This is a genomic window from Actinokineospora lacus (assembly GCF_053813445.1).
The window spans coordinates 407,570-431,922 of sequence record NZ_JBQERA010000002.1; the positions used below are offsets into that span (position 1 = coordinate 407,570).

Consider the following 24,353-nt stretch of genomic DNA (forward strand, 5'->3'; position numbering starts at 1 on the left):
CAGGCGCAAGGGCAGGAGCAAGAGCGGTCGTCGGCCGTGGGACGGGAACGGGCGCGGGCGTCTGCACCGGCCGGATTGGGGCGGGGGTGGCCCGGTCGGACCCGTCCTCGCCTCCGTCGGGGCTGCTCACGGCGGGCAGGGCCGCGGCGGCGGGGGGAACCCTCGGCACATCCACCTCACGCGGCAGCGGCACGCGCACCGAGACGACGGCCCCGTCGACGCGCCGCAGGACCGGCAGCTCAGGGACGACGAGAACCGGGCGCGCGGACGCCCCAGGAGCCCGCTCGACGACCGGAACGACCGCGGTGACCCCCGGGGTCGAACCGGGAGCCCCCGCGGCCACGCAGAGCGCCGCCAGTGCCAGGGCGGTGACGGGACGGACGCTGGGGCGCAGTCGCACGCGGGCCTCATTCCAAGCCGGGAGCCGGTCTCCTCCTCGTGGTACCAGCCCCCGGGCCGCCGGGCTGACCAGCGCGCGGGGAGAACCCCCGTTCGTGTGACCCCTCGCCCAGGATTCATGCACGTGTGACAATATGTCCCGGGGCTACGGGAGGAGCGTCGGGAATGGGGCACGGCCACGGACACGCGCCGCGCAGCGCGTCGGGGCGGATGGTCGGCAGGCTGTGGGCGGCCTTCGGCATCGCGGCGGTGTTCATGGCCGCCGAGTTCGCCGTGGGCCTGGCGACCTCCTCGCTCGCCCTGCTCTCCGACGCCGCCCACATGCTCACCGACGTCATCGGCGTCGGCCTCGCCCTGGCCGCGATCATGGCCGCGCGCCGGGCGGTGCGGCAGCCCAACCGCACCTTCGGCCTCTACCGCGCCGAGGTCCTGGCCGCGCTGGCCAACGCCGTGCTGCTGTTCGGCATCGCGGGGTACGTGCTGCTGGAGGCCGTCGACCGGATCGGCGACCCGCCCGCGGTGGCGGGCTGGCCGGTGCTGCTGACCGCGCTGGGCGGGCTGGCGGCCAACGCGGTGTCGTTCCTGCTGCTGCGCGAGGGCGCCAAGGAGAGCCTGAACGTGCGCGGGGCCTACCTGGAGGTCCTGGCCGACCTGGTCGGCTCTGTCGCCGTGCTGCTCAGCGCCGTGGTCACCCTGGTCTTCGGCTGGCGCTACGCCGACGCCGTCGTCGGTGTGGCCATCGGCGTGTGGGTGCTGCCCCGCACGTACTCCCTGGCCCGCCGCGCCCTGCGCATCCTGTTCCAGCACGCCCCGGAACGGGTGGACGTGGCGGAGCTGACCGAGCGGCTGCGCGCGGTGCCGGGGGTTGCCGAGGTGCACGACGTGCACGTCTGGACCCTGACCTCGGGCATGGAAGTCGCCTCCGCGCACCTGATGACCGACCAGTGCGCCGACGGGGAAGCGGTGCTCGTCGCCGCGCGGGACCTGCTGGCCGCCGACTACGCGATCGAGCACGCGACCCTGCAGGTCGAGCGCCCCGCCTACCGGTGCCAGACGACCTGGTGACTCAGGGGAACGGCAGCGGCTCGGCCTGGCGCTCGGCGAGCAGGTCGCGCATCAGCCGGGTCTCGGCGTCCTGGCCCGCGGCGATCTTCTCGGCCAGGAGGCGGACGTAGCCGGTCTGGGCGTTGGCGGCGGCGAACGTCGCCATCTCCAGGCCGCCCTGGTGGTGGCGCAGCATCAGCTGGAGGAAGTGGACGTCCAGCTCGCGGCCGGACAGGGAGCGCAGCGTGGTCAGCTCGGCGGTCGAGGCCATGCCGGGCATCCGCTCCACCCCAGCCGGGCCGCCGCCGTGGCCGCCGTGCGCTGAGGCGGGCATCCAGCGCATGTGCCGCTCGCCGGGCGGGGGCAGTTCGGGCTGGTCCCACACGGCCAGCCAGCCCGCCAGCCTGCCCGCCTGCTCCAGCTGGGTGGACTCGATGTCGAAGGCGAGACCGCGCACGTCCTGGTCGGTGCTGCGGTCACGGGCCTGCCCGGCCATCGTGATCGCCTGCAGGTGGTGCACGCGCATGTCCATGGCGAACCCGACGTCCACCGAGCCCGCGTCCGGGGTCGGCTCGGGGCGCACCACGCCCAGGGTCAGCAGCATGCCGACCGCGGCGCCCACCAGCAGCACCGCGAGCGCGGCGATCGAGTAGACCGCCGCGCGACCGCGGGCTTGGCTCACTGCGAGGGCGGGGCGGCCGACGTCGGCACGGCGGCGGAGGTCTGCGGCGGGGCGATGTTCGAGCCGTCCATCTTGATCGCGTCCGGACCGGGCGCCTCGGCCACGAACGGCGGCGGGTTGGCCGCGTCGAAGCTGAGCCCGTTGGTGTCGCAGCGCCCGCCGGGCTCGGGGTTCTGGAACCGGTTGGTCCGCAGCGACCGGATGAACTGGTCGATCCGCTCGTCGTTGGCGTCGTCGACCTTGAGCTGGTGCCCCCACGACTGCAGGGAGATCGGCCGGTCGAGGCCGGGGTACGGCGACATCACCATGTACGGCTGCCCCTCGACCTTCTCCTTCAGCGTGTCGAGCGCGGGCCCCTGCACGGTGTCGGGGTTGTAGGCGATCCACACCGCGCCGTGCTCAAGGGAGTGCACCAGGCTCTCGGTGCGCACCGCGACGGGGTAGACGATGCCCGTGCAGTCCGCCCACACGCCGTCGTGCGGACCGCCGAAGGGCGGGCTCTTGTCGTAGGCGACCCGCTGGTCGAGGTTCACGTGCTGGCTGCCCTCGTAGGTCTCGCGCACGACGCCGTCGATGTTCTCCGAGGGGTCCTTGTTCTCCTCGGAGACGGTGAACTCCTTCACCGAGGAGATCTCCATGTAGGCGTACCCGAAGACACCCGCGGCGACGAGCACCACGGCGGAGATCGCCGCGATGAGTCCCCACGGCGGGCCCTTCTTCGACACGACGGAAGCGCGTGCGGCCTTGAGCGCCGCTTTGCCGCCTTTGTTCTTGTTGGCCATGCCGTCCTCGGACTCTCGGGTCACCGGTTGCAGGGGTGAGTCTAGGGATAGGGTGTTCGGTTGACGTCAACCGCCGGTCTCCGGGACCGCGTCGGGCCCCGGTGGCCCCGCCTGGAACGGCGGGGGGTCGCTTTCGTCGAAGTAGTCCTGACCGACGGAATCACACCGCGCGCCGGGCTCCGGGGCAAGGAAGCGGTTGCCCCGGGTCGCGGTCACGAACTGGTCGATCCGCTCGTCGTCGACCGCCTCCACCTGCAGCTGCCTGCCCCAGGACTGCACCGAGACGGCCTTGGCCTGGCCGGGGAACGGCGAGAGCACGGTGTAGGGCTTGCCCTCCACCCGCGCCACCAGCGCCGCCAGGTCGGCGCCCTGGACGCGCTCGGGGTCGTAGGTCAGCCAGACCGCGCCGTGCTCCAGGGAGTGCACGAAGTGCTCGGTGCGAACGGCAACTGGGAAAACCACCCCGTTGCACGGCGCCCAGTGGCTGTCGTGCGCCCCGCCCAGCGGCGGCAGGTTGTCGTAGTCGACCCGCCGCGGCGCGTCGACGTGCTGGATGCCGTGCGCGTAGTCGATCCGCAGGACGCCCTCGATGTCCTCGGTCGGGTCCGGGTCGGCCTCGCTCGGGGTGAAGTCCACCCGGCGCACCGCGGTGGGCACGCCGGTGACCGGCGCGGCGCACGCCGTCGACAGCAGCGCTCCCACCAGCGCGACGACGACCCGTCCGCGCGAGACCAAGACCATGTGGGCGAGTCTAGGGTCATGTGAAACCCGCTGGTGAGGGCTCCCTAGACTTCAGGCCGTGAACCCCGCAGCCCTCGCAGAGGCCGTGCGCGCCGCCGCCGTGCGGGTGCTCGGCGACCGAGGGCTCGACGCGGCCCGGGTCCCGGCCGCGGTGAGCGTGGAGCGGCCCCGCAACCCCGAGCACGGCGACTACGCCACCAACCTGGCCATGCAGGTGGCCGGGAAGGTCGGCGTCGCCCCGAGGGACCTGGCAGGCTGGCTGGCCGCCGAGCTGGTGTCCACACCCGGGCTGAGCGGCGCCGATGTCGCCGGACCCGGCTTCATCAACCTGCGCGTGGCCGCCGGTGCCCGAGGCGCGGTCGTCGCGCAGGTGCTGGCCGAGGGGGCCGACTACGGCCGCGGCGACGCCCTCGCGGGCAGGCGGGTCACCCTGGAGTTCGCCAGCGCGAACCCGACCGGGTCACCGCACCTGGGCGGCGCCCGCCGGGCGGCGGTCGGCGACGCGCTCGGGCGCGTGCTGGCCTTCCAGGGCGCCGAGGTCACCCGGGAGCACCACGTCAACGACGCGGTCGACCGGGTCGACCGCGCGCGGCCGGTGCGCACGAGCAAGGGCGCCGGAAGCGTGGTCACCCTGGAGGACCTGGTCGACGCCGTCGGCGTGGACGCGGCGCGGTACGCGCTGATCCGGTCCCCCATGGACTCCTCCATGAACTCCCCAATAGACTCCACAGTGGACATCGATCTGGACCTGTGGGCCAAGCACGACAGCGAGAACCCCGCCTACCACGTCCGGTACGCCCACGCCCGCGCCTGCTCGATCCTGCGCAGCGGCGCCGACCTCGGGGTGGGCGGCACGGACACCGTCGACTTCGGACTCCTCGCCCACGAGCGCGAGGGCGAGCTGATCCGCACCCTCGGCGAGTTCCCCAGGGTGGCCGCCACCGCGGCCGAGCTGCGCGAGCCGCGCCGGGTGGCCCGCCACCTGGAGGAGCTGGCCGGGGTGTTCCACCGGTTCACCGACGCGTGCCGGGTCCTGCCCCAGGGCGACGAGGACCCCGGCCCGCGGCACGCCGCCCGCCTGGCGCTGTGCGCCGCCGCCCGTCAGGTGCTGGCCACCGGCCTCGACCTGCTCGGCGTGACCGCGCCCGAGCGCATGTGACCTGGAGTTGACATGAGGGCCCATCCGGCCGGACCCCGCCACGCCGAGATCCTGCCCCCCAGCACGATCACCACCCAGCGCCCGGTCGACCCGGCCGAGCTCGACGAGCTGCACCCCGAGGTCTGGCCGCGCAACACGAGCCGCGGCGACGACGGCGCGGTCCGCGTCGCCGGGGTGGACGTGCGCGAGCTGGCCGAGACCTACGGCACGCCGCTGTTCGTCGTCGACGAGGCGGACTTCCGCGCCCGCTGCGCCGAGCACGCCCGCGCCTTCGGCGACCCGACGAACGTGCACTACGCGGGCAAGGCGTTCCTCAGCGTGGAGATCGCCCGCTGGGTGGCCCAGGAGGGGCTGAGCCTGGACGTGTGCAGCGGCGGGGAGCTGGCCGTCGCGCTGCGCGCGGAGTTCCCGCCGGAGCGGATCACCTTCCACGGCAACAACAAGTCCGTCGCCGAGCTGGCCGCCGCCCTGGACGCCGGGATCGGCACCGTCGTGGTCGACTCCTTCGCCGAGATCGCCCGCCTGGACAAGCTCGCCCGCGAGCGCGGGGTCACCGCGTCGGTGCTCGTGCGGGTGACCGTCGGCGTCGAGGCGCACACCCACGAGTTCATCGCCACCGCCCACGAGGACCAGAAGTTCGGCTTCTCCCTGGCGGGCGGCGCGGCGGCCGAGGCGTGCGCCAGGGTGCTCAAGTGCGACGGCCTGGCCCTGGCCGGGCTGCACAGCCACATCGGCTCGCAGATCTTCGACGCCAACGGCTTCGAGATCGCCGCGCACCGGGTCATCGGGCTGCTCGCCGAGCTGCACCGCGCCCACGGCGCCGAGGCGCTGTCCGACCTGACCACCGTCGACCTCGGGGGCGGCCTCGGCATCGCCTACACCCCCGCCGACGACCCGCCGCCGCCGCAGTGGCTGGCCGAGCAGCTGCGCGCGATCGTCACCAAGGAGTGCGAGCAGGAGGGCCTGCCGACGCCGCGGCTGGCCGTCGAGCCCGGCCGCGCCATCGTCGGGCCGGGCACGGTGACGCTGTACGAGGTCGGCACCACCAAGGACGTCACCGTCGGTCACGGCGCCGTGCGCCGCTACGTCAGCGTCGACGGCGGCATGAGCGACAACATCCGCACCGCCCTGTACGACGCGGCCTACGACACCCGGCTCGTCTCCCGCTCGGCGGGGGAGGGCGGACAGCGCACCGGGGCGGTGCTGTCCCGAGTAGTGGGCAAACACTGTGAGTCCGGTGACGTTGTGGTGCGAGACTGCTGGCTGCCGGACAACCTGGCTCCCGGCGACCTGATCGCCGTGGCCGCGACCGGTGCGTACTGCTACTCGATGGCCAGCAACTACAACCGGCTGCCCCGGCCCGCCGTGGTGGCCGTGCGCGACGGCGTGGCGCGGCTGCTGCTGCGCCGGGAGACCGTGGACGACTTGCTGCGACTGGAGGTGTCGTGACCGGTAAAGCCATCCGCGTCGCTCTGCTCGGCTGCGGGACGGTGGGCACCCAGATCCACCGCCTGCTGACCGAGCAGGCAGGCGACCTGGCCGCCCGGGTGGGGGCGCCGGTCGAGCTGGTGGGCATCGCCGTCCGCCGGGCGAACAAGGTGCGGCCCGTGCCCGCCGAGCTGCTGACCACCGACGCGGAGACCCTGGTCACCCGGGACGACGTGGACGTCGTGGTCGAGGTCATCGGCGGCATCGAGCCCACCCGCGGCTGGCTGCTGGCCGCGCTGCGGGCGGGCAAGTCGGTGGTCACCGCGAACAAGGCGCTGCTGGCCGAGCACGCGGGCGAGCTGTTCGCCGCCGCCGACGCCAGCGGCGCCGACCTGTACTTCGAGGCCGCGGTCGCCGGGGCCATCCCGCTGCTGCGCCCGCTGCGCGAGTCGATGGCGGGCGACCGGATCACCCGGGTCATGGGCATCGTCAACGGCACCACCAACTTCATCCTCTCGGCCATGGACGAGACCGGCGCCGGGTACGCCGAGACCCTGGACGAGGCGTCCCGCCTCGGGTACGCCGAGGCCGACCCGACCGCCGACGTCGACGGCTACGACGCCGCGTCCAAGGCCGCCATCCTGGCCTCCATCGCCTTCCACACCCGGGTCACCGCGGGCCAGGTGCACCGCGAGGGCATCACCGCGGTCACCCCGGCCGACGTGGCCGCCGCGCGCGCCCTCGGGCGCACCATCAAGCTGCTGGCCATCTGCGAGCGCGTCCCCGACGGCAGCGGCGGGGAGTCCGTCGCGGTGCGCGTGCACCCGGCCATGATCCCGCGCACGCACCCCCTCGCCGGGGTCAACGGCGCGTTCAACGCGGTGTTCGTCGAGGCGGACGCCGCGGGCCAGCTCATGTTCTACGGGCAGGGCGCAGGTGGCGCACCCACCGCCAGCGCCGTGCTCGGCGACCTCGTGGCGGTAGCCCGCAACCGGGTCGTCGGCGGGCGGGGTCCGCGCGAGTCGGCCTACGCCGACCTGCCGGTCCGACCCATCGCGCAGGCGTCGACCAGGTACCACATCAGCCTGGACGTCGCCGACCGCGCGGGCGTGCTGGCGGCCGTGGCCGCCGTGTTCGCCCAGCACGAGGTGAGTATCGCCGCCGTGCGCCAGGAAGGGCGCGCCGTCGACGCGAGCCTGGTCATCGTCACGCACTCCGCGCCCGACGCCGCCCTGCGGTCCACTGTGGACAAGATCGCCGGGCTGCCGTTCGTGAACGAGGTGGTCAGCGTGATGCGGGTCGAAGGCGAGGAATAATGAGCGTTCCCACCGGTGTGCGGCCGGGCTGGCCGGGCATCATCCGGGCCTACCCCACCAGAATCGAGATCCCGCGCGAGGCCGAGGTGGTCACCCTCGGGGAGGGCAACACACCGCTGCTGCCCGCCCCGCACCTGTCCGAGCTGACCGGCGCGTCGGTGTACCTCAAGACCGAGGGCCTCAACCCCACCGGCTCGTTCAAGGACCGCGGCATGACCGTGGCCGTCACCTACGCCAAGGCGCTGGGCCGCGAGGCGGTCATCTGCGCCTCCACCGGCAACACCTCGGCCTCCGCGGCGGCGTACGCGGCCAGGGCCGGGATGACCTGCGCCGTGCTGGTGCCCACCGGCAAGATCGCGCTGGGCAAGCTGGCCCAGGCGGTGGCCTACGGCGCGCGCATCCTGCAGATCCAGGGCAACTTCGACGACTGCCTCGAACTGGCCCGGAAGACCGCGTCGGAGTACCCGATCGAGCTGGTCAACTCCGTCAACCCGGTGCGCATCATGGGCCAGCGCACGGTCGCCTGGGAGGTCTGCGACGTGCTGGGCCGCGCGCCCGACGTGCACTGCCTGCCGGTCGGCAACGCGGGCAACATCACCGCGCTGTGGCAGGGCTACCAGTCCTACGCCCAGGACGGGCTGATCGAGTCCATTCCCCGGCTCTTCGGGTTCCAGGCCGCGGGCGCGGCGCCCATCGTGCGCGGCGAGCCGGTCCCCAACCCGGAGACCATCGCCACCGCCATCCGCATCGGCAGCCCGGCGTCCTGGGCCGGGGCGATCGCCGCGCGCGACGGCTCCGGCGGGCTCATCGACGCCGTCACCGACGAGCAGATCCTCGACGCCTACAAGCTGCTCGCCGCACGGGAAGGCGTGTTCGTCGAGCCCGCCTCGGCGGCCAGCGTCGCGGGCCTGCTCGCCACGGCCGCCGACGGGCGCCTGCCGCGCGGGGCCACCGTGGTGTGCACCGTGACCGGGCACGGCCTCAAGGACCCCGACACGGCCCTGCTCGGCGTCGCCGCCGTCGAGCCGGTGCCCGTCGACGCCACGGCCGTGGCCTCGGCGCTGGACCTGGTGTGAGCGGGGTCCGGGTCCGCGTCCCGGCGTCGACGGCCAATCTCGGGTCCGGTTTCGACACGCTGGGCATGGCCCTGGGCCGCTACGACGACGTGGAGGTCCGGACCGCCGCTCACCCGGCGGTCCGGGTATCCGGCGAGGGCGCCGGGGAGGTGCCCGCCGACGAGCGGCACCTCGTCCTGCGCGCCTTCCGCGCGGCCTCGGCCCGGCTCGGCGTCGACGTCGGGCCGGTCGAGCTGACCTGCGTGAACACCATTCCGCACGCCCGCGGGCTCGGGTCCTCCGCCGCGGCGATCGTGGCCGGTGTCGCCGCGGCGCACGGGATCGCGGGGCGCGCGCTGGACGAGGACGCGCTGCACCTGGCCGCGGAGTTCGAGGGCCACGCCGACAACGTCGCCGCGAGCCTGTTGGGCGGGCTGGTGATCGCCTGGTGCGACGCCGGGAGGTTCCGGGCGGCCAGCCTGGAGCCGCACCCGGACCTGCGGGTCGTGGCGATCGTGCCCTCGGAGCGCTCGGACACCCACGTCACCCGGGGGCTGCTGCCCGCGACCGTGCCGCACGCCGACGCCGCCTTCACCGCGAGCCGGGCCGCGTTGGCCGTGCACGCGCTGACCGCGGCCCCGGAGCTGCTGCTGGCCGCCACGGATGACCGCCTGCACCAGGATTACCGCGAGAGCGCTTACCCAGCGACACTGCGGCTCGTGCGCGCGCTGCGTGACCAGGGCGTGCCTGCCGTGGTGTCCGGGGCCGGTCCGACGGTGCTGGCCCTCGGCGACGTTCCCGACGGGCTTGACCTGCGGGGATTCAGCGCGTGGCCGCTGCCGGTCGACCGGGCGGGCGTCGTCGTCGAGCCGCTGGCCTGATCGGGTGACCGTGCTGTCATCTGCCCGGAACCCGTTGGTGACACACATCACCGGGCAAAGTGCCTCCCCGTGCGACGCGCGGTGGGGCGGTTGTTGCACCTTGCGTGACGGGCGTCTACCCTCGGGAGCGTTCAGTCACCGCGCGCACGGGCGCCCGGTGTCGTTCCCGGTAGCAGCATCGGCCTTTCGGGGCCGGTGAGATCGCAACTCCGGGCCGCATCATCTGCCGAGATCTCGGTTCTGTCTTTCCAGTGCCGAGTCGGGGATGGCAGGTACCCGACGACCGTGGTGACCAGATGCTCCCAATCAGCGACCGAGTCGCACGATTGGCCCGCACTGTGGCCAGCGTCGTGTCGGGTGCGCGCCGCCGATGGGGAGAACGGCCGTCTCGCGTTCCGTCGGGCGGCGGTCCGCTGGTCCACGTAGGAGGCGGGGACCGGTCAGGAAGGACATGTGTGAGCAATACCGATCTATTGAGCAGTGACAGCCCTGCCGATTCCCCGGAATCCGGTACGGCCAAGCGCGCGGCCAACGGCGGTGCCCCGCGCAAGCGCGCGGGCCTGTCCGGGATGGTCCTGCCGGAATTGCGGGAACTCGCCGGACAGCTCGGCATCACCGGAATCGCGGGCATGCGCAAGGGCGACTTGATCGCTGCCATCAAGGAGCGGCAGGGCGGTTCGCCGCAGGAACTGCCGCTCAACGGTGCGAGCCCGGCGGAATCTCAGCCCGCCAAGGCCGCGCCGACCAAGGCCGCGCCCCCAGCCGAGGCGAAGGTCGCCGATGCGGCGCCTGCCGTCGAGGAGGCGCCCCGCAGGGAGAACCGGCGTCGCCGGGCCGTTGTGCGGCCCGCGGGCAGCCCGGACTCGACCCCCGCCGTGCAGGCGGAGACCGTCGAGGCCGCGCCCGTCGTCGAGGAGCAGACCCGCGTTGAGCGGGAGCCTCGGCGCGAGCGTCAGCGTCCCGAGCGGGGCGAGCGTCCCGAGCGCGGTGAGCGTGCCGACCGTGGTGAGCGTGCCGACCGTGGTGAGCGCACCGAGCGGGGCGAGCGGGGCGAGCGGGGCGAGCGCCACGAGCGGGGCGAGCGCCCTGAGCGCGGCGAGCGCGCCGACCGGGGCGAGCGGCCCGATCGGGGTGAGCGCCAGGACCGCGGTGACCGTGCCGACCGGGGCGAGCGCTCGGACCGGGGTGAGCGCCAGGACCGCGGCGAGCGGCAGGACCGTTCCGACCGTGGTCCCGACCGCGACCGTGTCGACCGTGACCGCGAGCGTGCCGACCGGGGCGAGCGTCCCGACCGGAGCGACCGCGGCAGGCAGGACAACCGCGGTCAGCAGCAGGACAACCGCATGGACGACGACGATGACGACGAGCGCGGCGGTCGCCGCGGCCGTCGCTTCCGGGACCGTCGCAGGCGGGGCGGCCGCGTCGAGGGCCCGAGCACGGGTGGGGGGCAGAACGACACCGAGGTCCGCGATGACGACGTGCTGCTGCCGGTCGCCGGTGTGCTCGACGTGCTGGAGAACTACGCGTTCGTGCGTACCTCCGGCTACCTCTCCGGCCCGAACGACGTCTACGTGTCGCTGTCGCTGGTGCGCAAGCACGGCCTGCGCCGCGGTGACGCCATCACCGGCCTGGTCCGCCAGCCGCGGGACAGCGAGCAGCAGCGGCAGAAGTTCAACCCGCTGGTGCGGGTGGAGTCGATCAACGGCTTGGAGCCGGACGCCGCGCGCAACCGCGCGGAGTTCATGAAGCTGACGGCGCTCTACCCGAACGACCGGCTGCGCCTGGAGACCGAGCCGCACATCCTCACCACGAGGGTGATCGACCTGGTCATGCCCCTGGGCAAGGGGCAGCGCGCGCTGGTCGTGTCCCCGCCGAAGGCGGGCAAGACCTCGGTGCTGCAGGCGATCGCGAACGCGATCACGACGAACAACCCCGAGTGCCACCTGATGGTGGTCCTCGTGGACGAGCGTCCTGAAGAGGTCACCGACATGCAGCGGTCGGTGAAGGGTGAGGTCATCGCCTCCACCTTCGACCGCCCGCCGTCGGACCACACGACCGTGGCCGAGCTGTCCATCGAGCGCGCCAAGCGCCTGGTGGAGATGGGCCACGACGTGGTCGTGCTGCTGGACTCGATCACCCGCCTCGGCAGGGCGTACAACCTGGCCGCCCCGGCGTCCGGGCGCATCCTGTCCGGTGGTGTCGACTCCACGGCGCTGTACCCGCCCAAGCGCTTCCTCGGCGCCGCCCGCAACATCGAGAACGGCGGCTCGCTGACGATCATCGCCACCGCGCTGGTGGAGACCGGCTCCGCGGCCGACACGGTGATCTTCGAGGAGTTCAAGGGCACGGGCAACGCCGAGCTGAAGCTGGACCGCAAGATCGCCGACAAGCGGACTTTCCCCGCCGTCGACGTCGACCAGTCCAGCACCCGCAAGGAGGAGCTGCTGCTGTCCCCGGACGAGCTGGCGGTCACCGTGAAGCTGCGCAGGGTGCTGCACGCCCTGGACAGCCAGGCGGCGATCGAGTTGCTGCTCGACCGGCTGCGCAAGTCGCGGACCAACATCGAGTTCCTGATGCAGGTGGCGAAGACGACCCCGTCGCACAACGACGACTGATCTGATCCGCTCCGCGTTGAAGGGCCGCCCTGTCATGGGGCGGCCCTTCTTCCGGGTTGACATATACCTATATGGGTATGTAATGTTCCCGGCATGGCAAGGGCAGCGACCACGGCGGACGCCTTCAACGCGGTTGCCGAGCCCCGGCGGCGGCAGATCCTGGATCTGCTGGCGGCGGGAGAGCGCTCGGTGACCGACCTGGTCACCGCGATGGGCGTGGTGCAGCCGCTGGTGTCCAAGCACCTGCGGGTCCTGCGCGAGGTGGGCCTCGTGGACGTGCGCGAGGTGGGGAGGCAGCGGATGTACCGGCTCAACGGCCATCCCCTGAAACCCATCTTCGACTGGGTCAAGGGCTATGAGCGGACATGGACACGGCGCTTCGAGCTGATGGACGCCGTGATCGACGAACTGAAGGAGCAGGAAGATGGCGACGACGACTAAGGGCAGCGCCGTGGTGACCCTCCCGGCGGACAACCAGATCCTCATCACCCGGGAGTTCAACGCCCCCGCGCGCCTGGTCTACCGGGCCTACACCGAGCCGGACCTGATCCGCCGCTGGTGGCACGCGGACCGGGGCGTGGTGACGGTCTGCGACGTCGACCTGCGCGTGGGCGGCGCGTGGCGCTTCGTGATGATGGCGGGCGACTTCGAGGTCGGCTTCCACGGCGAGTACCGGGAGATCGCGCCGAACTCGCGGATCGTGTCCACGGAGCTGTTCGAGGGCGCGCCGGGCATCACCGAGGAGGACGCCGCGGTCAACACGGTGACCCTGACCGAGCGCGACGGCCGCACGACGCTGACCGTCCTGGTGGAACACGTGCGTCCCGAGCACCGCGACGCGCACATCGACTCCGGGATGGAGGCCGGGATGCAGGACGCCATGGACCACCTGGAGGAGGTCGCGGTTTCCCTGGCATAGGGGAGACCCCGCGCCCGCGGTGTCGAATCCGCCTGGCCCCGTTCGACGTAGGGGTGAATGCCCGCTCGGACGGGCCAGGCAGAAGGAGATCGCCATGGGCAAGCTGGTCGTCAGCGAGTTCGTGTCCCTCGACGGCGTGATCGAGGACCCGGGTGGCGTCGAGGGCTTCGAGCACGGCGGCTGGTGCTTCCGGAACCCGGCTCCCGACGGCGACCAGTTCAAGTTCGACGAGCTGATGGCCGCCGACGCCCAGCTGCTGGGCCGCCTGACCTACGCCGCCTTCGCCGAGGCGTGGCCGGGCATGACCGACGAGGCCGGGTTCGCCGAGAAGATGAACGCCATGCCCAAGTACGTCGTGTCCACCACGCTGACCGAGGCGACGTGGAACAACACCACGATCATCTCCGAGAACGTCGCCGAGGCGGTCACCAAGCTCAAGGCCGAGTACGACGGCGACATCCTGGTCGCGGGCAGCTCCCGGCTGGTCGACACGCTGCGCGCCCACGACCTGGTCGACGAGTACCGGCTGATGGTGCACCCGGTCGCCCTGGGCACCGGCAAGCGCCTGTTCAACGCGGCCGCGGGCGTCTCGGACCTGGAGCTGGTCGAGACCCGCCCGGTCGGCCCGAACGTCCTCCTGCAGACCTACCGGCCCGCCCGCGCGGCCTGATCGACCGGTTCGGCGCGGGAGCGCAGGCAGAGCAAACCGAGCAGCGTTGAGGTGGCGGCGATCCCCGAGCCCAGCGCCACCGGGGTCGGCAGCGCGACGCCGTCAAGGGCCAGCCCGGCGCCCAGCAGCGCCACCGGGTACGGCACGGCCAGCGCCAGGCGTTGGCGACGCGAGCTCCACGTCACCGCCTTGGCCAGCGCCGCGGCCACCGCGGCGCTGGCCCCGCCGAGGGCGGAGGACAGCGCCACCGCCCACGAGGCGTGCACCAGCAGGCCACCGGCGGCGGTGATGCCCAGGACGGACGCCGCGAAGACCAGCGGCGCCCCCAGCCACGCGGGTACCGAGATCGGCCTGTCGATGACGTAGAGCACTTGGATAGTCTGCGACGACTGAACGGCGCAGTCGTGCCACGTTCGGTGAGTGGCCGAACACGGTCGGCAAGTGGTTACTTGTAAGCGGTGAGCGGTGGTAGGCGGAATACCGCCACCCTGGCGGGCGTTGCAGCAGGTGCGTCTGGCAGACTGTCAGGTCGAGTCCGGCACCGGTTCACCCCGTGATCACCTCCGGGGACCCGGCGGCCATCCGAGGAAAGGCGTACGCATGAAGAACGGCATTCACCCCGAGTACGTCTCGACTGACGTGCAGTGCGGCTGTGGGAACACCTTCACCACGCGCAGCACCAAGAAGTCGGGCACCATCACCGTCGAGGTCTGCTCGGCCTGCCACCCGTTCTACACGGGCAAGCAGAAGATCCTGGACACCGGCGGCCGGGTCGCGCGCTTCGAGGCGCGTTACGGCAAGCGCGACAAGGCCGCGAAGTAGCTTCGCTGACGGCGCCCTCCCCGAGCCGGGGATGGGCGCCGTCGTCGTGTCCGGGGTCTGCCCAGTGTCCGGGGTCTTCTCAGCGCCCGGGGTCTTCTCACACCGAAGGGAACGCAAAGCGTGGACGCCTCACAGCTGGCCGAGCGGGTGCGCGAGTACGAGGAGCTCGAACTGGCCCTCGCCGACCCGACCATCCACGGCGACCAGGCCCGCGTGCGCAAGCTGGGCCGCCGCTACGCCGAGCTGACCCCGGTCATCCGCACCATGCGCGAGCTGGAATCGGCCCGCAGCGACCTGGAGGCCGCCCGCGAGCTGGCCCGCGAGGACGAGGGCTTCGCCGAGGAGGCCGCGGCGCTGACCGCGCGCATCCCGGAGCTGGAGGCCCGGCTGACCGAGCTGCTGCTGCCCCGCGACCCGCACGACGGCGCCGACGTCGTCCTGGAGGTCAAGTCCGGCGAGGGCGGCGAGGAGTCCGCCCTGTTCGCCGGGGACCTGCTGCGCATGTACATGCGCTACGCGGAGCGCCACGGGTGGAAGTCCGAGGTCCTCGACGCCACCGACTCCGACCTCGGCGGCGTCAAGGACGCCACCATCGTCATCAAGAACCCCGGCGCCGACGCCGACGGCGTCTGGGCCCGCCTGAAGTGGGAGGGCGGCGTGCACCGCGTCCAGCGGGTGCCCGCGACCGAGTCCCAGGGCCGCATCCACACCTCCGCCGCGGGGGTGCTGGTGTACCCGGAGGTCGAGGAGGCCGCCGAGCTGGGCGAGATCCCGGACAAGGAGCTGCGGGTCGACGTCTACCGCTCCTCGGGCAAGGGCGGCCAGAGCGTCAACACGACCGACTCGGCGGTCCGCATCACCCACCTGCCGACCGGGATCGTCGTCTCCTGCCAGAACGAGCGCTCGCAGCTGCAGAACAAGGCCCGCGCGATGCAGGTCCTGCGCGCCCGGCTGCTCGCCGCGGCCGAGGAGGAGGCCGCCGCCCGCGCCAGCGATGCCCGCCGCAGCCAGATCCGGACCGTGGACCGCTCCGAGCGCGTGCGCACCTACAACTTCCCGGAGAACCGCATCTCCGACCACCGGGTCGGCTACAAGTCCCACAACCTCGACGCGGTCCTCGACGGCGACCTCGACGGCGTCCTCGACGCCCTGATCCACGCCGACCGCGCCGAACGCCTCGACGCCCAGCAGGTGAATTCCTGAGAGCGGTCTCAGTGCCTTTCGGCATACTGTGCGGGCATGAAAGCGATCGTTTACGACCGGTTCGGCCCGCCCGAAGTCCTCGAACTCCGCGACGTGCTCAAACCGGCGCCGAAGGACAATGAAGTCCTGATAAAGGTGCACGCCACGACGGCCACCGCGGCGGAATGCCTCATGCGCAAGGGCGAGCCGCTGTGGGGCAGGGTCATCCTCGGTTTCCGCAGACCCAGGAAGCGAATGCGGACCCTCGGGCTCGAGGTCTCCGGCGAGATCGAGTCGGTGGGCAGGGACGTGCGGCGGTTCGCGCCGGGGGACCAGGTCTTCGGATTCGCCGGGTTCAACGTGGGCGCGCTCGCGGAGTACAAATGCCTGCCCGAAAGCGCCTCGCTGGCGCTGAAGCCCGCCACCCTGTCCCACGCCGAGGCCGCCGCCGCCGTCGACGGGGCGACGACCGCGCTGTTCTTCCTCCGCGACAAGGCGAAGGTGCGGGCAGGTCAGCGGGTCCTGGTCAATGGGGCGTCGGGCAGCATCGGCACCTACGCCGTGCAGCTCGCCAAGCACTTCGGGGCCGAGGTGACCGGGGTGTGCGGCCCGCGGAACGTGGACCTCGTCAAGTCGCTCGGCGCCGATACCGTCGTCGATTACACGCGGGAAGACTTCACCAAGCACGCGAACAGATATGACGTCATTTTCGACACGGTGACCAAGAGTTCCTTCGCGCTGTGCAGGAACGCTCTCACCGAAGACGGGCGCTATATCCCGACCACGGGCTTGGGCAATGTTTTCCGGTCGCTGTGGACGTCGACGCGGCGCAAGAAGGTCACCACCGGGATGTCCGTGCGGAAGAACGCCGGGCTGGTCTTCGTCAAGGAGCTGGTCGAGGCGGGCGAACTGCGGATTGTCGTGGACCGCAGTTATCGCCTGGACCAAGCCGCCGAGGCGTATCGATATGTCGAAACCGGGCACAAGAGCGGGAATGTCGTGATCGCGGTGGCCGACGCCTGAGAGCGCGGCGTGCGAAGCTGTGCGCCATGAACCGCCAACCCCTGCGCCTGGCCATCCTGGAGGCCGAACGCGTCCTGGCCGCGGCGGGGGTTGCCTCCCCGCGCACCGACGCCGAGCTGCTGGCCTCGCACGTGCTCCAGGTCGAGCGCGGCAAGCTCGCCCTGGTGCCCCTGGTCGACTGGGCCGTCGTCGAGGCCATCGGCCGCCTCGTCGCCCGGCGCGCCAAGCGCGAGCCCCTGCAGCACCTGACGGGCGTGGCGGCGATGGGCGCGGTGGACCTGGCGGTCGGACCCGGTGTGTTCGTCCCGCGGCCGGAGACCGAGCTGCTGCTGGAGTGGGGTCTCAAAGCGACAGCTGGCCAGAGCGAGCCCGTCGTGGTCGACCTGTGCACCGGCTCCGGCGCGCTGGCCCTGGCCTACGCCGCCGCCCGCCCCGACGCCGAGGTGCACGCCGTCGAGCGCGACCCGGTGGCGCTGTCCTGGGCCCGCCGCAACGCCGACGTCCGCGCCGCCGCCGGGGACACCCCCATCCGCCTGCTCTCCGGCGACGTCACCGCTCCCGGTCTGCTCGCCGAGCTGGACGGCCGCGTGCACCTCGTGCTCTGCAACCCCCCGTACGTGCCGGAGGGCACCGCCGTCCCCCCGGAGGTCGCCGAGCACGACCCGCGCGACGCGGTGTTCTCCGGCGCCGACGGGCTGGGGACCATCCGCCCGGTGGTGGCCTTGGCCGCGCGGCTGCTGGCGCCCGGCGGCGCGGTGGCGATCGAGCACGACGACACCCACGCCGAGGCGGTGCCCGCGCTGCTGGGCGCGCGATCGGTGCTCACCGGGGTCGCCGGGCACAGCGACCTGGCGGGCAGGCCCCGCTTCGCGACCGCCCTCAGGGCTTAGTGTTCGCCATCATGGTGCGGTAGATGGGCTCGGTGCCCGTCCAGCGGTCCGAGGTGGACGCCGCGTAGATGAAGAACTCGATGCCCTGGACCCGCCAGTACAGCGACTTCGCGTGCCGCCTGCCCTCGGGCGAGTCGTGGGTGAACTCCCACTCCACGGCGGGGAAACCGCGGTAGGTCAGCGCGTCGAGGCGGATCGACTCGAACCCCGGCTTGGTCGCGCCGAACCGCTTCGCGTAGTCCACATGGGACTCGTTGAGCGGCTGGGCGGGCGGCGGCGAGCCGCCGTAGCGGACGAAGCGCTCCGGGTCGGCCGGGTCGGTGGCCTGCATGGCCCCCGGGCCGGTCGAGCGGGTGATCGTCCAGCCTTTCGGGACGGTCGTGACCAGACCGCCGGGACCCGCGACGCGCTGGAAGCCCTCGGGGATCGGCATGGCGACCATCGACGGGCTCGGGGTGGTGACGCGCGGGCGCGTGCCTGCCTTGCCTGTGGTGGAACCGTCTGGGCTGGACCCACCTGTGTTGGACCCGCCTGGGCTGGTCCCGTCCGTCGCGGAGCGCCCGGACGGCGTCGGCGCGCTGGGCTGGTAGACGTAGCTCGTCGGCGGCGACGCGGAGCCGTCCGGGGCGGGTGGGGCGGCCAGCAGGGTGGCGCCGAGGACGGTGCTCACCGCGATGTAGGCCGTGACGAGGACGGACGCCAGCCTGCCTGAGCTGAGCTGGAACCCTGGTCGCGGTGTGCGGCTGCTCGTCGTACTCCCCTTGCGTGGATGCCGGAGTCCCCCCCTGGGGCCTACTGAGAGTAGCGTGCCCTCCCGGGTGATCCAATGCTGCGAACCTGGCAGGACGTGACCGAGAAGTGGCGGCTGGTCCCGGCGCCGGACGACGCGGCGGCAGGCGGCCACGCCGCCCGCGGCCGTGCCGCGCTGCTCGAGGGCAGGCTGGACGAGGCGATGGCCGAGTTCGGCAAGGCCGGTGAGCTGCGCGTGCACGCCCACGACGAGGTCGGCGCGGGCGACGTCCTGCTGGCCCGCGGCCGCTGGCGGGCCGCGCTGCGCCGCTACGAGCGCGCCGCCCGGGTCGCCCCCGACGACCCGCTGCCCGTCCTGGGCCGGGCCCAGGCCCTCGTCGCGGGCGGCGACGCCGCCCACGCCGCCGAGGACCTGGAGAGCCGCTACGCCGACACCGCCGACCCGGTGCTGCGCTACTACCTCGCCAGCACCTGGTGCTCGGTGGCCGAGCAGGCCCGCGGCCGCACCGGCGAGGACGTCCTGGTCTTCACCAGCGCCGAGCAGGTCGCCGTCTGTGAGCGCGCCGCCCGCCGCATGCTCGCCCTCGACGTCGCCGACCCCGAACTCCGCCGCGGCGCGCGGCGCCTGCTCGACGAGGTCGACACCGCCCGCCGCTGGCGGTGGGAGCCCGAGGGCATCGCGGTGAGCCTGGCGGTCCTGGCCGCGTCCCTGGGTTTCCTCATGGTCGCGATGGGCGGCCTGGCGGGCAACGTCGTCCTGGTGGTCGCCGGGGTGCTCGTCGGCGGCGCCCTGCTGGCGGCGATCGTGCTGCGCTTCCGCCGCCAGAACTGGCGCCTGCTCGCCGAGCGGTACGCCCGGGGCAGGCACCGGCAGGGCGGGGGATAGGGTCGCGGCCGTGAGCATGGTCTACGACTGCGCGGTTCCCGAGGAACGGGTGGACGGGCTCGCCGCGGCCGCCAGCGCGGTGCGGGCGGGGCAGCTGGTCGTGATTCCCACCGACACCGTCTACGGCATCGGCTGCGACGCCTTCTCCGCCGACTCGGTGGTCTCGCTGCTGGCCGCCAAGGGCCGGGGGCCGGACATGCCGGTCGGGGTGCTCGTCGGGTCGTGGTCGACTTTGGACGGGCTGGTGCTGAGCGTGCCCCCGCAGGCGCGCACGCTCGTCGAGGCGTTCTGGCCCGGTGACCTCTCGATCGTCCTGCCGCACGCGCCCTCGCTGGCGTGGGACCTCGGCCGCACCGGCGGCACCGTCATGCTCAGGATGCCGCTGCACCCGGTCGCCCTGGAGCTGCTGCGCGAGGTCGGCCCGATGGCCGTCTCCAGCGCCAACCGCACCGGGCAGCCCGCGCCGAACGACGCCGGGAAGGCCAGGGAGCAGCTCGGCGAGTCCGTCAGCGTCTACCTCGACGGCGGGCCGTGCGGCGACCCCGTGCCCTCCACCATCGTCGACCTGACCGAGGACGAGCCGGTGGTGCTGCGCGAGGGCGCGGTCAGCGTCGCCGCGGTGGCCGAGGCTCTTGGCACCGAGGTGCGCACAGCGCGGTAGCGTGGCGGCCACTTCCCCCAACCGACCGCTGGAGATGCGACCCACCGTGTGCACCCCGGAACGGGACTGAGATGCCCCCGTCGAGCGGATACGCCGCAGCGGGCCTGCCGGTCCGGGAGTACCTGCTGGTCGCGCTGATCAGCGCCGTCGTCACCTTCCTCTTGACCGGGCTCGTCCGGCTCTTCGCCATCCGCATCGGCGCGGTGGCCTACCCGCGCTCGCGCGACGTGCACGTCGTGCCGATCCCGCGCATGGGCGGGCTGGCGATGTACCTGGGCGTCTGCGGCGGGATGCTGCTGGCCCACCAGCTCCCGCTGCTGCGCCGCGCCTTCGACTACACCCTCGACCCGGTCGCCGTGCTCGTCGGCGGCGGGATCATCGTGGCGCTGGGGATGCTGGACGACCGCTTCGAGCTGGACTCGCTGACCAAGCTCGCGGGCCAGACCACGTGCGCGGGCATCCTCGTGCTCTTCGGCATCCAGTGGTTCATCTTCTGGGTGCCGTGGGGCGGCGGCGAGGGCTCGGTGCTGGTGCTCGACGAGAACCAGGGCGGCCTGCTGACCATCCTGCTGGCGGTCACGCTGGTGAACGCGATGAACTTCGTCGACGGTCTCGACGGGCTGGCCGCGGGCATCGGGCTGATCGCCGCCGCCGCCACCCTGGCGTTCTCGCTGCACCTGCTCAGCCAGTCCGGCAACGACGTGAACAGCTACCCGCCCGCGCTGATCGCGGCCACGCTCGCGGGCGCCTGCCTGGGCTTCCTGCCGCACAACTTCCAGCCCGCCCGCATCTTCATGGGCGACACCGGCTCCATGCTGATCGGCCTGCTGCTCGCCGCGGCGAGCACGTCGGCGTCGGGCCGGGCGAACCCGTCGCTGTGGGGGGCCACCGAAACCGTCGCCGTCCTCTCGCCGCTGGTGATTGTCGCCGCGGTTCTGTTCGTGCCGCTATTGGACCTCCTGATGGCCATCGTCCGGCGCACCAGGCGCGGGGAGAGCCCGTTCTCCCCGGACAAGATGCACCTGCACCACCGGCTCATCGCATTCGGCCACTCACAGCGCCGCGCGGTCCTGCTCATCTATTTGTGGGTCGGCCTCATCGCTTTCGGCGCGGTGGCCATCACCATGTTCGATGTGGTGGCCGTCACGCTCAGCTTGGCGGGCGCTGTGGTCGTGGCGGCGGCTGTATCGTTCCTGCCCTCGGTCCGCGGCGTGAAATAGACTGGACGGCACCATGAGCGAGAATTCCGGGCGCAATCCCCATACCGAGGCGTTGCTCACATTGGCCGCCGCGATGTTTCGCTACTCCATCTGGCCCTCGATTGGTGTCGGCGTCCTCGGTGTCGTGGTGTTCGGCCTGGTCAACGGAATGCCGGGGGCGCTGGGCGCGCTCATCGGCGCCACGCTGGCGATCGGGTCGTCGCTGCTGACGCTGTTCCTGATGCGCAAATCCGCCAACGCCGGTCCGCATATGGGGATGGCCGCGTCGCTGGGCGGCTTCGTCGGCAAGTTGCTGATCTTGCTGTTGATCATGGCGGCACTCAAGGACGTGGCCGCGCTGCACCGGGAGTCACTCGGTATCACGATGATCGCGGTGGTGATCGTCGCGGCGGCCGCGGAAGCCATCGCTTTCCGCCGGACCAAGCTCCCAACCATCATTCCCGCAGGTGAGAGTACTTCTGACCAGTAAGTAGTACGCCTGTCCCACGTATGGGTGACCCCTGATAGGGTGCCCATGAAGGCGGCAGGTCAGCCGTGGTTTCGCGGGTGCCGATCCGGCGTCCGGGCCAAGTGGCAGCCGCCTGCAGACAAGCCAAGTTCGTCAGGTACTTTACGTCCTGATCGTGACGATTCCCCCGGCGGACGTGTCGCCGGCCGGGAGAACCGGAAGGAGCCCAGAGTTGGGCAGGCTGGTGTTGGCACAGGGTGAGGAGTTCACGCCCCCCGGTGTCCGGGACTTTTTCCTCCCGCCGATCTTCGGCGAGGTCACGAAGCCCATGGTGCTGGTGGCGCTCTCCGTCGTCATCATCGGCGGTTTCTTCCTCGCGGCGACCCGCAACCTGAAGATCGTCCCGAGCAAGTTCCAGTTCGCCGCCGAGTCGGTCTACGACTTCGGCCGCAACAACATCGCCCGGGAACAGATCGGTTCCAAAGATTTCAAGCCGTTTGTTCCGCTTATTCTCACGCTGTTCACCTTCATCCTGGTGAACAACATCTTCGGCGTCATCCCGGTGATCCAGTTCCCGACGATGTCGCACATCGCCTTCCCGCTGGCGCTGTCGGTGCTCGTGGTCTACCCCGTGTACCACTTCGTCGGCTTCCGGCGGCACGGCTTCAAGGGCTACCTGAAGAACCAGCTGTTCCCGCCGGGCGCGCCCAAGGCGGTCTACCTGCTGCTGACGCCGATCGAGTTCTTCCAGAAGTTCTTCATGAACCCGATCACCCTGGCGATCCGGGTGTTCGGGGCCATGTTCGCCGGGCACCTGATCCTGCTGGTGTTCACCCTCGGCGGCGAGTACCTGCTGCTGCACGCCGCCTGGCCGCTCAAGCCGGTCTCGATCATCTCCTGGGCCTTCGCCATCGCGATGACCTTCCTGGAGGCGTTCATCCAGGTGCTGCAGGCCTACATCTTCGCTCTGCTGTCGGCAGGCTACATCGGTATGGCGCTGGCGTCGGACCACTGAGCAAGGCCGTCTGAGGGACACCACCTCGGACCACAGACCCCCGATCCGCGGGTGCCCGCGGACCGAGTTGGAAAGGGATACACAAGTGAGCGCAGTTGTTCTCGCCCAGAACACGGTCGAAATCACCAACTCCGGCCTCGCCGCGATCGGCTACGGCCTCGGCGCGATCGGCCCGGGCATCGGCGTCGGCCTGATCTGGGCGGCCGTCATCAACGGCACCGCTCGCCAGCCGGAGGCCCAGAGCAAGCTCATGGGTATCGCGTGGACCACCTTCGTCCTCGTCGAGGTCCTCGCCCTGATCGGCCTGGTCGTCTTCTTCATCGCGTAGTCAGTGCTGTTTCGGCGTAGGGAGTCATCATGATGCTGACGGCAGAGCTGAACCTGGCCGCTGAGGGAGAGCTGAACCCGGTTCTCCCGCACCTCTCCGAGATCATCCTCGGACTGGTGGCCTTCTTCCTGCTGCTGTTCGTCATCTCCAAGTTCGTGGCGCCGCGCTTCGAGAAGCTCTACGCCGAGCGGACCGAGAAGATCGAAGGCGGCATCAAGAAGGCGGAGGAGGCCCAGGCTGAGGCCAAGGCCGCCCTGCAGCAGTACCAGGACCAGCTGGCGGAGGCCAGGGCCGAGTCCGCGCGCATCCGTGACGACGCGCGCGCCGAGGCCGAGCTGATCAAGGAAGAGCTGCGGGTCCAAGCGCAGGAGGAGGCGGCGCGCATCGTCGCCCAGGGTGAGGCGCGACTGTCCGCCCAGCGCTCGCATATCGTCGCCGAGCTGCGCGCCGACCTCGGTCGGCAGGCAGTGGAGCTGGCCGGCCGGATCGTCGGCGAGTCGCTTGAGGACGAGGCGCGGCGCCGGGGAACCGTCGACCGCTTCCTGTCCGAACTCGACTCGGTCTCCGCTCCCGCGAAGAACTAAGAGGGACAGATGACACTGCATGCCGCGAGCCGGGAAGCACTGGCCGCCGTCGAGCTGACCTTGCTCGACACCCTGGAGGGCGCCGCGACCGACGACCTCGGCGAGCAGCTGTTCGCGGTCGTCGGCGTGCTCGACCGGCAGATCGGCCTGCGCCGCGCGCTGGCCGACTCCTCCACCGACGCCGCCAGCCGGGAGCGCCTGGTGCGCGAGCTGTTCGGCGGCAAGATCGGCGACAGCGCGCTGGCCGTGGTCGTGGCCGTCGCCACCACCCGCTGGTCGAGCCCGCGGGAGCTGGTCGACGGGCTGGAGTCGCTCGGCACCACCGCGCTGCTGGTGCGGGCCGAGCGGGCGGGCAGGCTGGACGCGGTCGAGGACGAGCTGTTCCGCCTCGGCCGGATCATCGCCGACCAGACCGAGCTGGAGCAGGTGCTCTCGGACCGCTCGGCGAGCCGGGAGGGCAAGCTCAGCCTGATCCGCGGGCTGATCGGGGCCAAGACCGACCCCACCTCGGTGGTGTTGGTGGAGAACCTCGTCGGCCAGCCGCGGGGACGCGACATCGTCTCCGGCCTCGAGGTCCTGGCCGCCGAGGCGGCCAAGCGGCGGGAGCGGTCGGTGGCCCACGTGGTCGCCGCGTCCCCGCTGACCGAGGCCCAGCAGGAGCAGCTCTCCGCGGCACTGCAGCGCATTTACGCCCGGCCCATCGCCCTGCACCTCGAGGTCGACCCCGACCTCGGCGGCGGCATGATCGTGCGGGTCGGCGACGAGGTCATCGACGGCAGCGTCGCGGGCAGGCTGGACGCCCTGCGGCGCCGGTTCGCCGCCTAAGAACTTTCACCCAGATACGAAGCGAGAG

General features: G+C 72.0%; 27 protein-coding genes. 22 read left to right on the top strand and 5 right to left on the bottom strand.

The window, feature by feature from the left end:
• The first annotated feature begins 564 nt into the window (after window positions 1-564).
• On the top strand, window positions 565-1,464 hold the full coding sequence (locus ACTG9Q_RS06190) for a cation diffusion facilitator family transporter (RefSeq protein WP_455571636.1): 900 nt from the start codon (window positions 565-567) through the stop codon (window positions 1,462-1,464).
• Between the two features lies 1 nt (window position 1,465).
• On the opposite strand, the gene ACTG9Q_RS06195 is transcribed toward ACTG9Q_RS06190, so the two are convergent.
• The 3 genes from ACTG9Q_RS06195 to ACTG9Q_RS06205 form a co-directional block, all read right to left on the bottom strand.
• A complete protein-coding gene (locus ACTG9Q_RS06195; RefSeq protein ID WP_455571637.1) occupies window positions 1,466-2,125 on the bottom strand; it encodes a DUF305 domain-containing protein in 660 nt (219 codons plus the stop codon).
• Window positions 2,122-2,907 carry a DUF3105 domain-containing protein gene (locus ACTG9Q_RS06200; protein WP_455572024.1) on the bottom strand — a complete coding sequence of 262 codons (786 nt, stop codon included), beginning with the start codon at window positions 2,905-2,907 and terminating at the stop codon, window positions 2,122-2,124. The genes ACTG9Q_RS06195 and ACTG9Q_RS06200 overlap by 4 nt, the downstream gene beginning before the upstream one ends.
• Window positions 2,908-2,973: 66 nt before the next feature.
• Window positions 2,974-3,648, bottom strand: coding sequence for a DUF3105 domain-containing protein (locus ACTG9Q_RS06205; RefSeq protein WP_455571638.1), 675 nt, complete (start codon window positions 3,646-3,648; stop codon window positions 2,974-2,976).
• A gap of 58 nt (window positions 3,649-3,706) precedes the next feature.
• Here ACTG9Q_RS06205 and ACTG9Q_RS06210 point away from each other — a divergent pair, with 58 nt between their 5' ends.
• From ACTG9Q_RS06210 to ACTG9Q_RS06250, 9 genes are all read left to right on the top strand, one after another.
• Window positions 3,707-4,807 (top strand): DALR anticodon-binding domain-containing protein, encoded by a 1,101-nt coding sequence (locus ACTG9Q_RS06210; RefSeq protein ID WP_455571639.1) that lies wholly within the window; start codon window positions 3,707-3,709, stop codon window positions 4,805-4,807.
• Between the two features lie 12 nt (window positions 4,808-4,819).
• A complete protein-coding gene (gene lysA, locus ACTG9Q_RS06215) occupies window positions 4,820-6,256 on the top strand; it encodes a diaminopimelate decarboxylase (RefSeq protein ID WP_455571640.1) in 1,437 nt (478 codons plus the stop codon).
• On the top strand, window positions 6,253-7,551 hold the full coding sequence (locus ACTG9Q_RS06220; protein WP_455571641.1) for a homoserine dehydrogenase: 1,299 nt from the start codon (window positions 6,253-6,255) through the stop codon (window positions 7,549-7,551). The genes lysA and ACTG9Q_RS06220 overlap by 4 nt, the downstream gene beginning before the upstream one ends.
• Window positions 7,551-8,627: a threonine synthase gene (gene thrC, locus ACTG9Q_RS06225; protein ID WP_455571642.1), complete on the top strand. Its 1,077-nt coding sequence runs from the start codon at window positions 7,551-7,553 to the stop codon at window positions 8,625-8,627. The genes ACTG9Q_RS06220 and thrC overlap by 1 nt, the downstream gene beginning before the upstream one ends.
• A complete protein-coding gene (gene thrB / locus ACTG9Q_RS06230; protein WP_455571643.1) occupies window positions 8,624-9,487 on the top strand; it encodes a homoserine kinase in 864 nt (287 codons plus the stop codon). The genes thrC and thrB overlap by 4 nt, the downstream gene beginning before the upstream one ends.
• A 455-nt stretch (window positions 9,488-9,942) precedes the next feature.
• Window positions 9,943-12,102, top strand: a complete 2,160-nt coding sequence (gene rho / locus ACTG9Q_RS06235) for a transcription termination factor Rho (RefSeq protein ID WP_455571644.1) — start codon at window positions 9,943-9,945, stop codon at window positions 12,100-12,102.
• Window positions 12,103-12,195: 93 nt separating this feature from the next.
• Window positions 12,196-12,543, top strand: a complete 348-nt coding sequence (locus tag ACTG9Q_RS06240) for an ArsR/SmtB family transcription factor (RefSeq protein ID WP_455571645.1) — start codon at window positions 12,196-12,198, stop codon at window positions 12,541-12,543.
• Complete coding sequence (locus ACTG9Q_RS06245) at window positions 12,527-13,021, top strand: SRPBCC family protein (RefSeq protein WP_455571646.1); 495 nt, start codon at window positions 12,527-12,529, stop codon at window positions 13,019-13,021. The genes ACTG9Q_RS06240 and ACTG9Q_RS06245 overlap by 17 nt, the downstream gene beginning before the upstream one ends.
• 94 nt (window positions 13,022-13,115) lie before the next feature.
• Window positions 13,116-13,691, top strand: a complete 576-nt coding sequence (locus ACTG9Q_RS06250; protein ID WP_455571647.1) for a dihydrofolate reductase family protein — start codon at window positions 13,116-13,118, stop codon at window positions 13,689-13,691.
• On the opposite strand, the gene ACTG9Q_RS06255 is transcribed toward ACTG9Q_RS06250, so the two are convergent.
• Window positions 13,667-14,062 (bottom strand): hypothetical protein, encoded by a 396-nt coding sequence (locus tag ACTG9Q_RS06255; protein WP_455571648.1) that lies wholly within the window; start codon window positions 14,060-14,062, stop codon window positions 13,667-13,669. The genes ACTG9Q_RS06250 and ACTG9Q_RS06255 overlap by 25 nt on opposite strands.
• A 229-nt stretch (window positions 14,063-14,291) precedes the next feature.
• On the opposite strand from ACTG9Q_RS06255, the gene rpmE reads away from it, so the two are divergent.
• The 4 genes from rpmE to prmC all read left to right on the top strand — a co-directional run bounded on the left by rpmE (window position 14,292) and on the right by prmC (window position 17,608).
• Complete coding sequence (gene rpmE, locus ACTG9Q_RS06260) at window positions 14,292-14,513, top strand: 50S ribosomal protein L31 (protein WP_455571649.1); 222 nt, start codon at window positions 14,292-14,294, stop codon at window positions 14,511-14,513.
• Window positions 14,514-14,633: 120 nt separating this feature from the next.
• Complete coding sequence (gene prfA / locus ACTG9Q_RS06265; protein WP_455571650.1) at window positions 14,634-15,716, top strand: peptide chain release factor 1; 1,083 nt, start codon at window positions 14,634-14,636, stop codon at window positions 15,714-15,716.
• 36 nt (window positions 15,717-15,752) lie between these two features.
• Complete coding sequence (locus tag ACTG9Q_RS06270) at window positions 15,753-16,718, top strand: NAD(P)-dependent alcohol dehydrogenase (protein ID WP_455571651.1); 966 nt, start codon at window positions 15,753-15,755, stop codon at window positions 16,716-16,718.
• A 26-nt stretch (window positions 16,719-16,744) separates the two neighbouring features.
• Entirely contained in the window at window positions 16,745-17,608 is an 864-nt protein-coding gene (gene prmC, locus ACTG9Q_RS06275; RefSeq protein ID WP_455571652.1) for a peptide chain release factor N(5)-glutamine methyltransferase, read from the top strand.
• Here the strand turns inward: prmC and ACTG9Q_RS06280 are convergent.
• Complete coding sequence (locus ACTG9Q_RS06280) at window positions 17,598-18,278, bottom strand: hypothetical protein (protein ID WP_455571653.1); 681 nt, start codon at window positions 18,276-18,278, stop codon at window positions 17,598-17,600. The genes prmC and ACTG9Q_RS06280 overlap by 11 nt on opposite strands.
• 156 nt (window positions 18,279-18,434) lie before the next feature.
• On the opposite strand from ACTG9Q_RS06280, the gene ACTG9Q_RS06285 reads away from it, so the two are divergent.
• The 8 genes from ACTG9Q_RS06285 to ACTG9Q_RS06320 all read left to right on the top strand — a co-directional run bounded on the left by ACTG9Q_RS06285 (window position 18,435) and on the right by ACTG9Q_RS06320 (window position 24,325).
• Window positions 18,435-19,244: a tetratricopeptide repeat protein gene (locus ACTG9Q_RS06285; protein WP_455571654.1), complete on the top strand. Its 810-nt coding sequence runs from the start codon at window positions 18,435-18,437 to the stop codon at window positions 19,242-19,244.
• 10 nt (window positions 19,245-19,254) lie between these two features.
• A complete protein-coding gene (locus tag ACTG9Q_RS06290; protein WP_455571655.1) occupies window positions 19,255-19,905 on the top strand; it encodes an L-threonylcarbamoyladenylate synthase in 651 nt (216 codons plus the stop codon).
• Window positions 19,906-19,976: 71 nt separating this feature from the next.
• Complete coding sequence (locus ACTG9Q_RS06295; protein WP_455571656.1) at window positions 19,977-21,125, top strand: glycosyltransferase family 4 protein; 1,149 nt, start codon at window positions 19,977-19,979, stop codon at window positions 21,123-21,125.
• A gap of 13 nt (window positions 21,126-21,138) precedes the next feature.
• Window positions 21,139-21,594, top strand: coding sequence for a hypothetical protein (locus tag ACTG9Q_RS06300; protein ID WP_455571657.1), 456 nt, complete (start codon window positions 21,139-21,141; stop codon window positions 21,592-21,594).
• Between the two features lie 211 nt (window positions 21,595-21,805).
• Window positions 21,806-22,588, top strand: a complete 783-nt coding sequence (gene atpB / locus ACTG9Q_RS06305; protein ID WP_455571658.1) for a F0F1 ATP synthase subunit A — start codon at window positions 21,806-21,808, stop codon at window positions 22,586-22,588.
• An 85-nt stretch (window positions 22,589-22,673) separates the two neighbouring features.
• Window positions 22,674-22,916, top strand: coding sequence for an ATP F0F1 synthase subunit C (locus ACTG9Q_RS06310; protein WP_455571659.1), 243 nt, complete (start codon window positions 22,674-22,676; stop codon window positions 22,914-22,916).
• 32 nt (window positions 22,917-22,948) lie between these two features.
• Entirely contained in the window at window positions 22,949-23,500 is a 552-nt protein-coding gene (locus ACTG9Q_RS06315) for a F0F1 ATP synthase subunit B (protein WP_455572025.1), read from the top strand.
• A 9-nt stretch (window positions 23,501-23,509) separates the two neighbouring features.
• Window positions 23,510-24,325, top strand: coding sequence for a F0F1 ATP synthase subunit delta (locus tag ACTG9Q_RS06320; RefSeq protein WP_455571660.1), 816 nt, complete (start codon window positions 23,510-23,512; stop codon window positions 24,323-24,325).
• The last annotated feature ends 28 nt before the right edge of the window (window positions 24,326-24,353 follow it).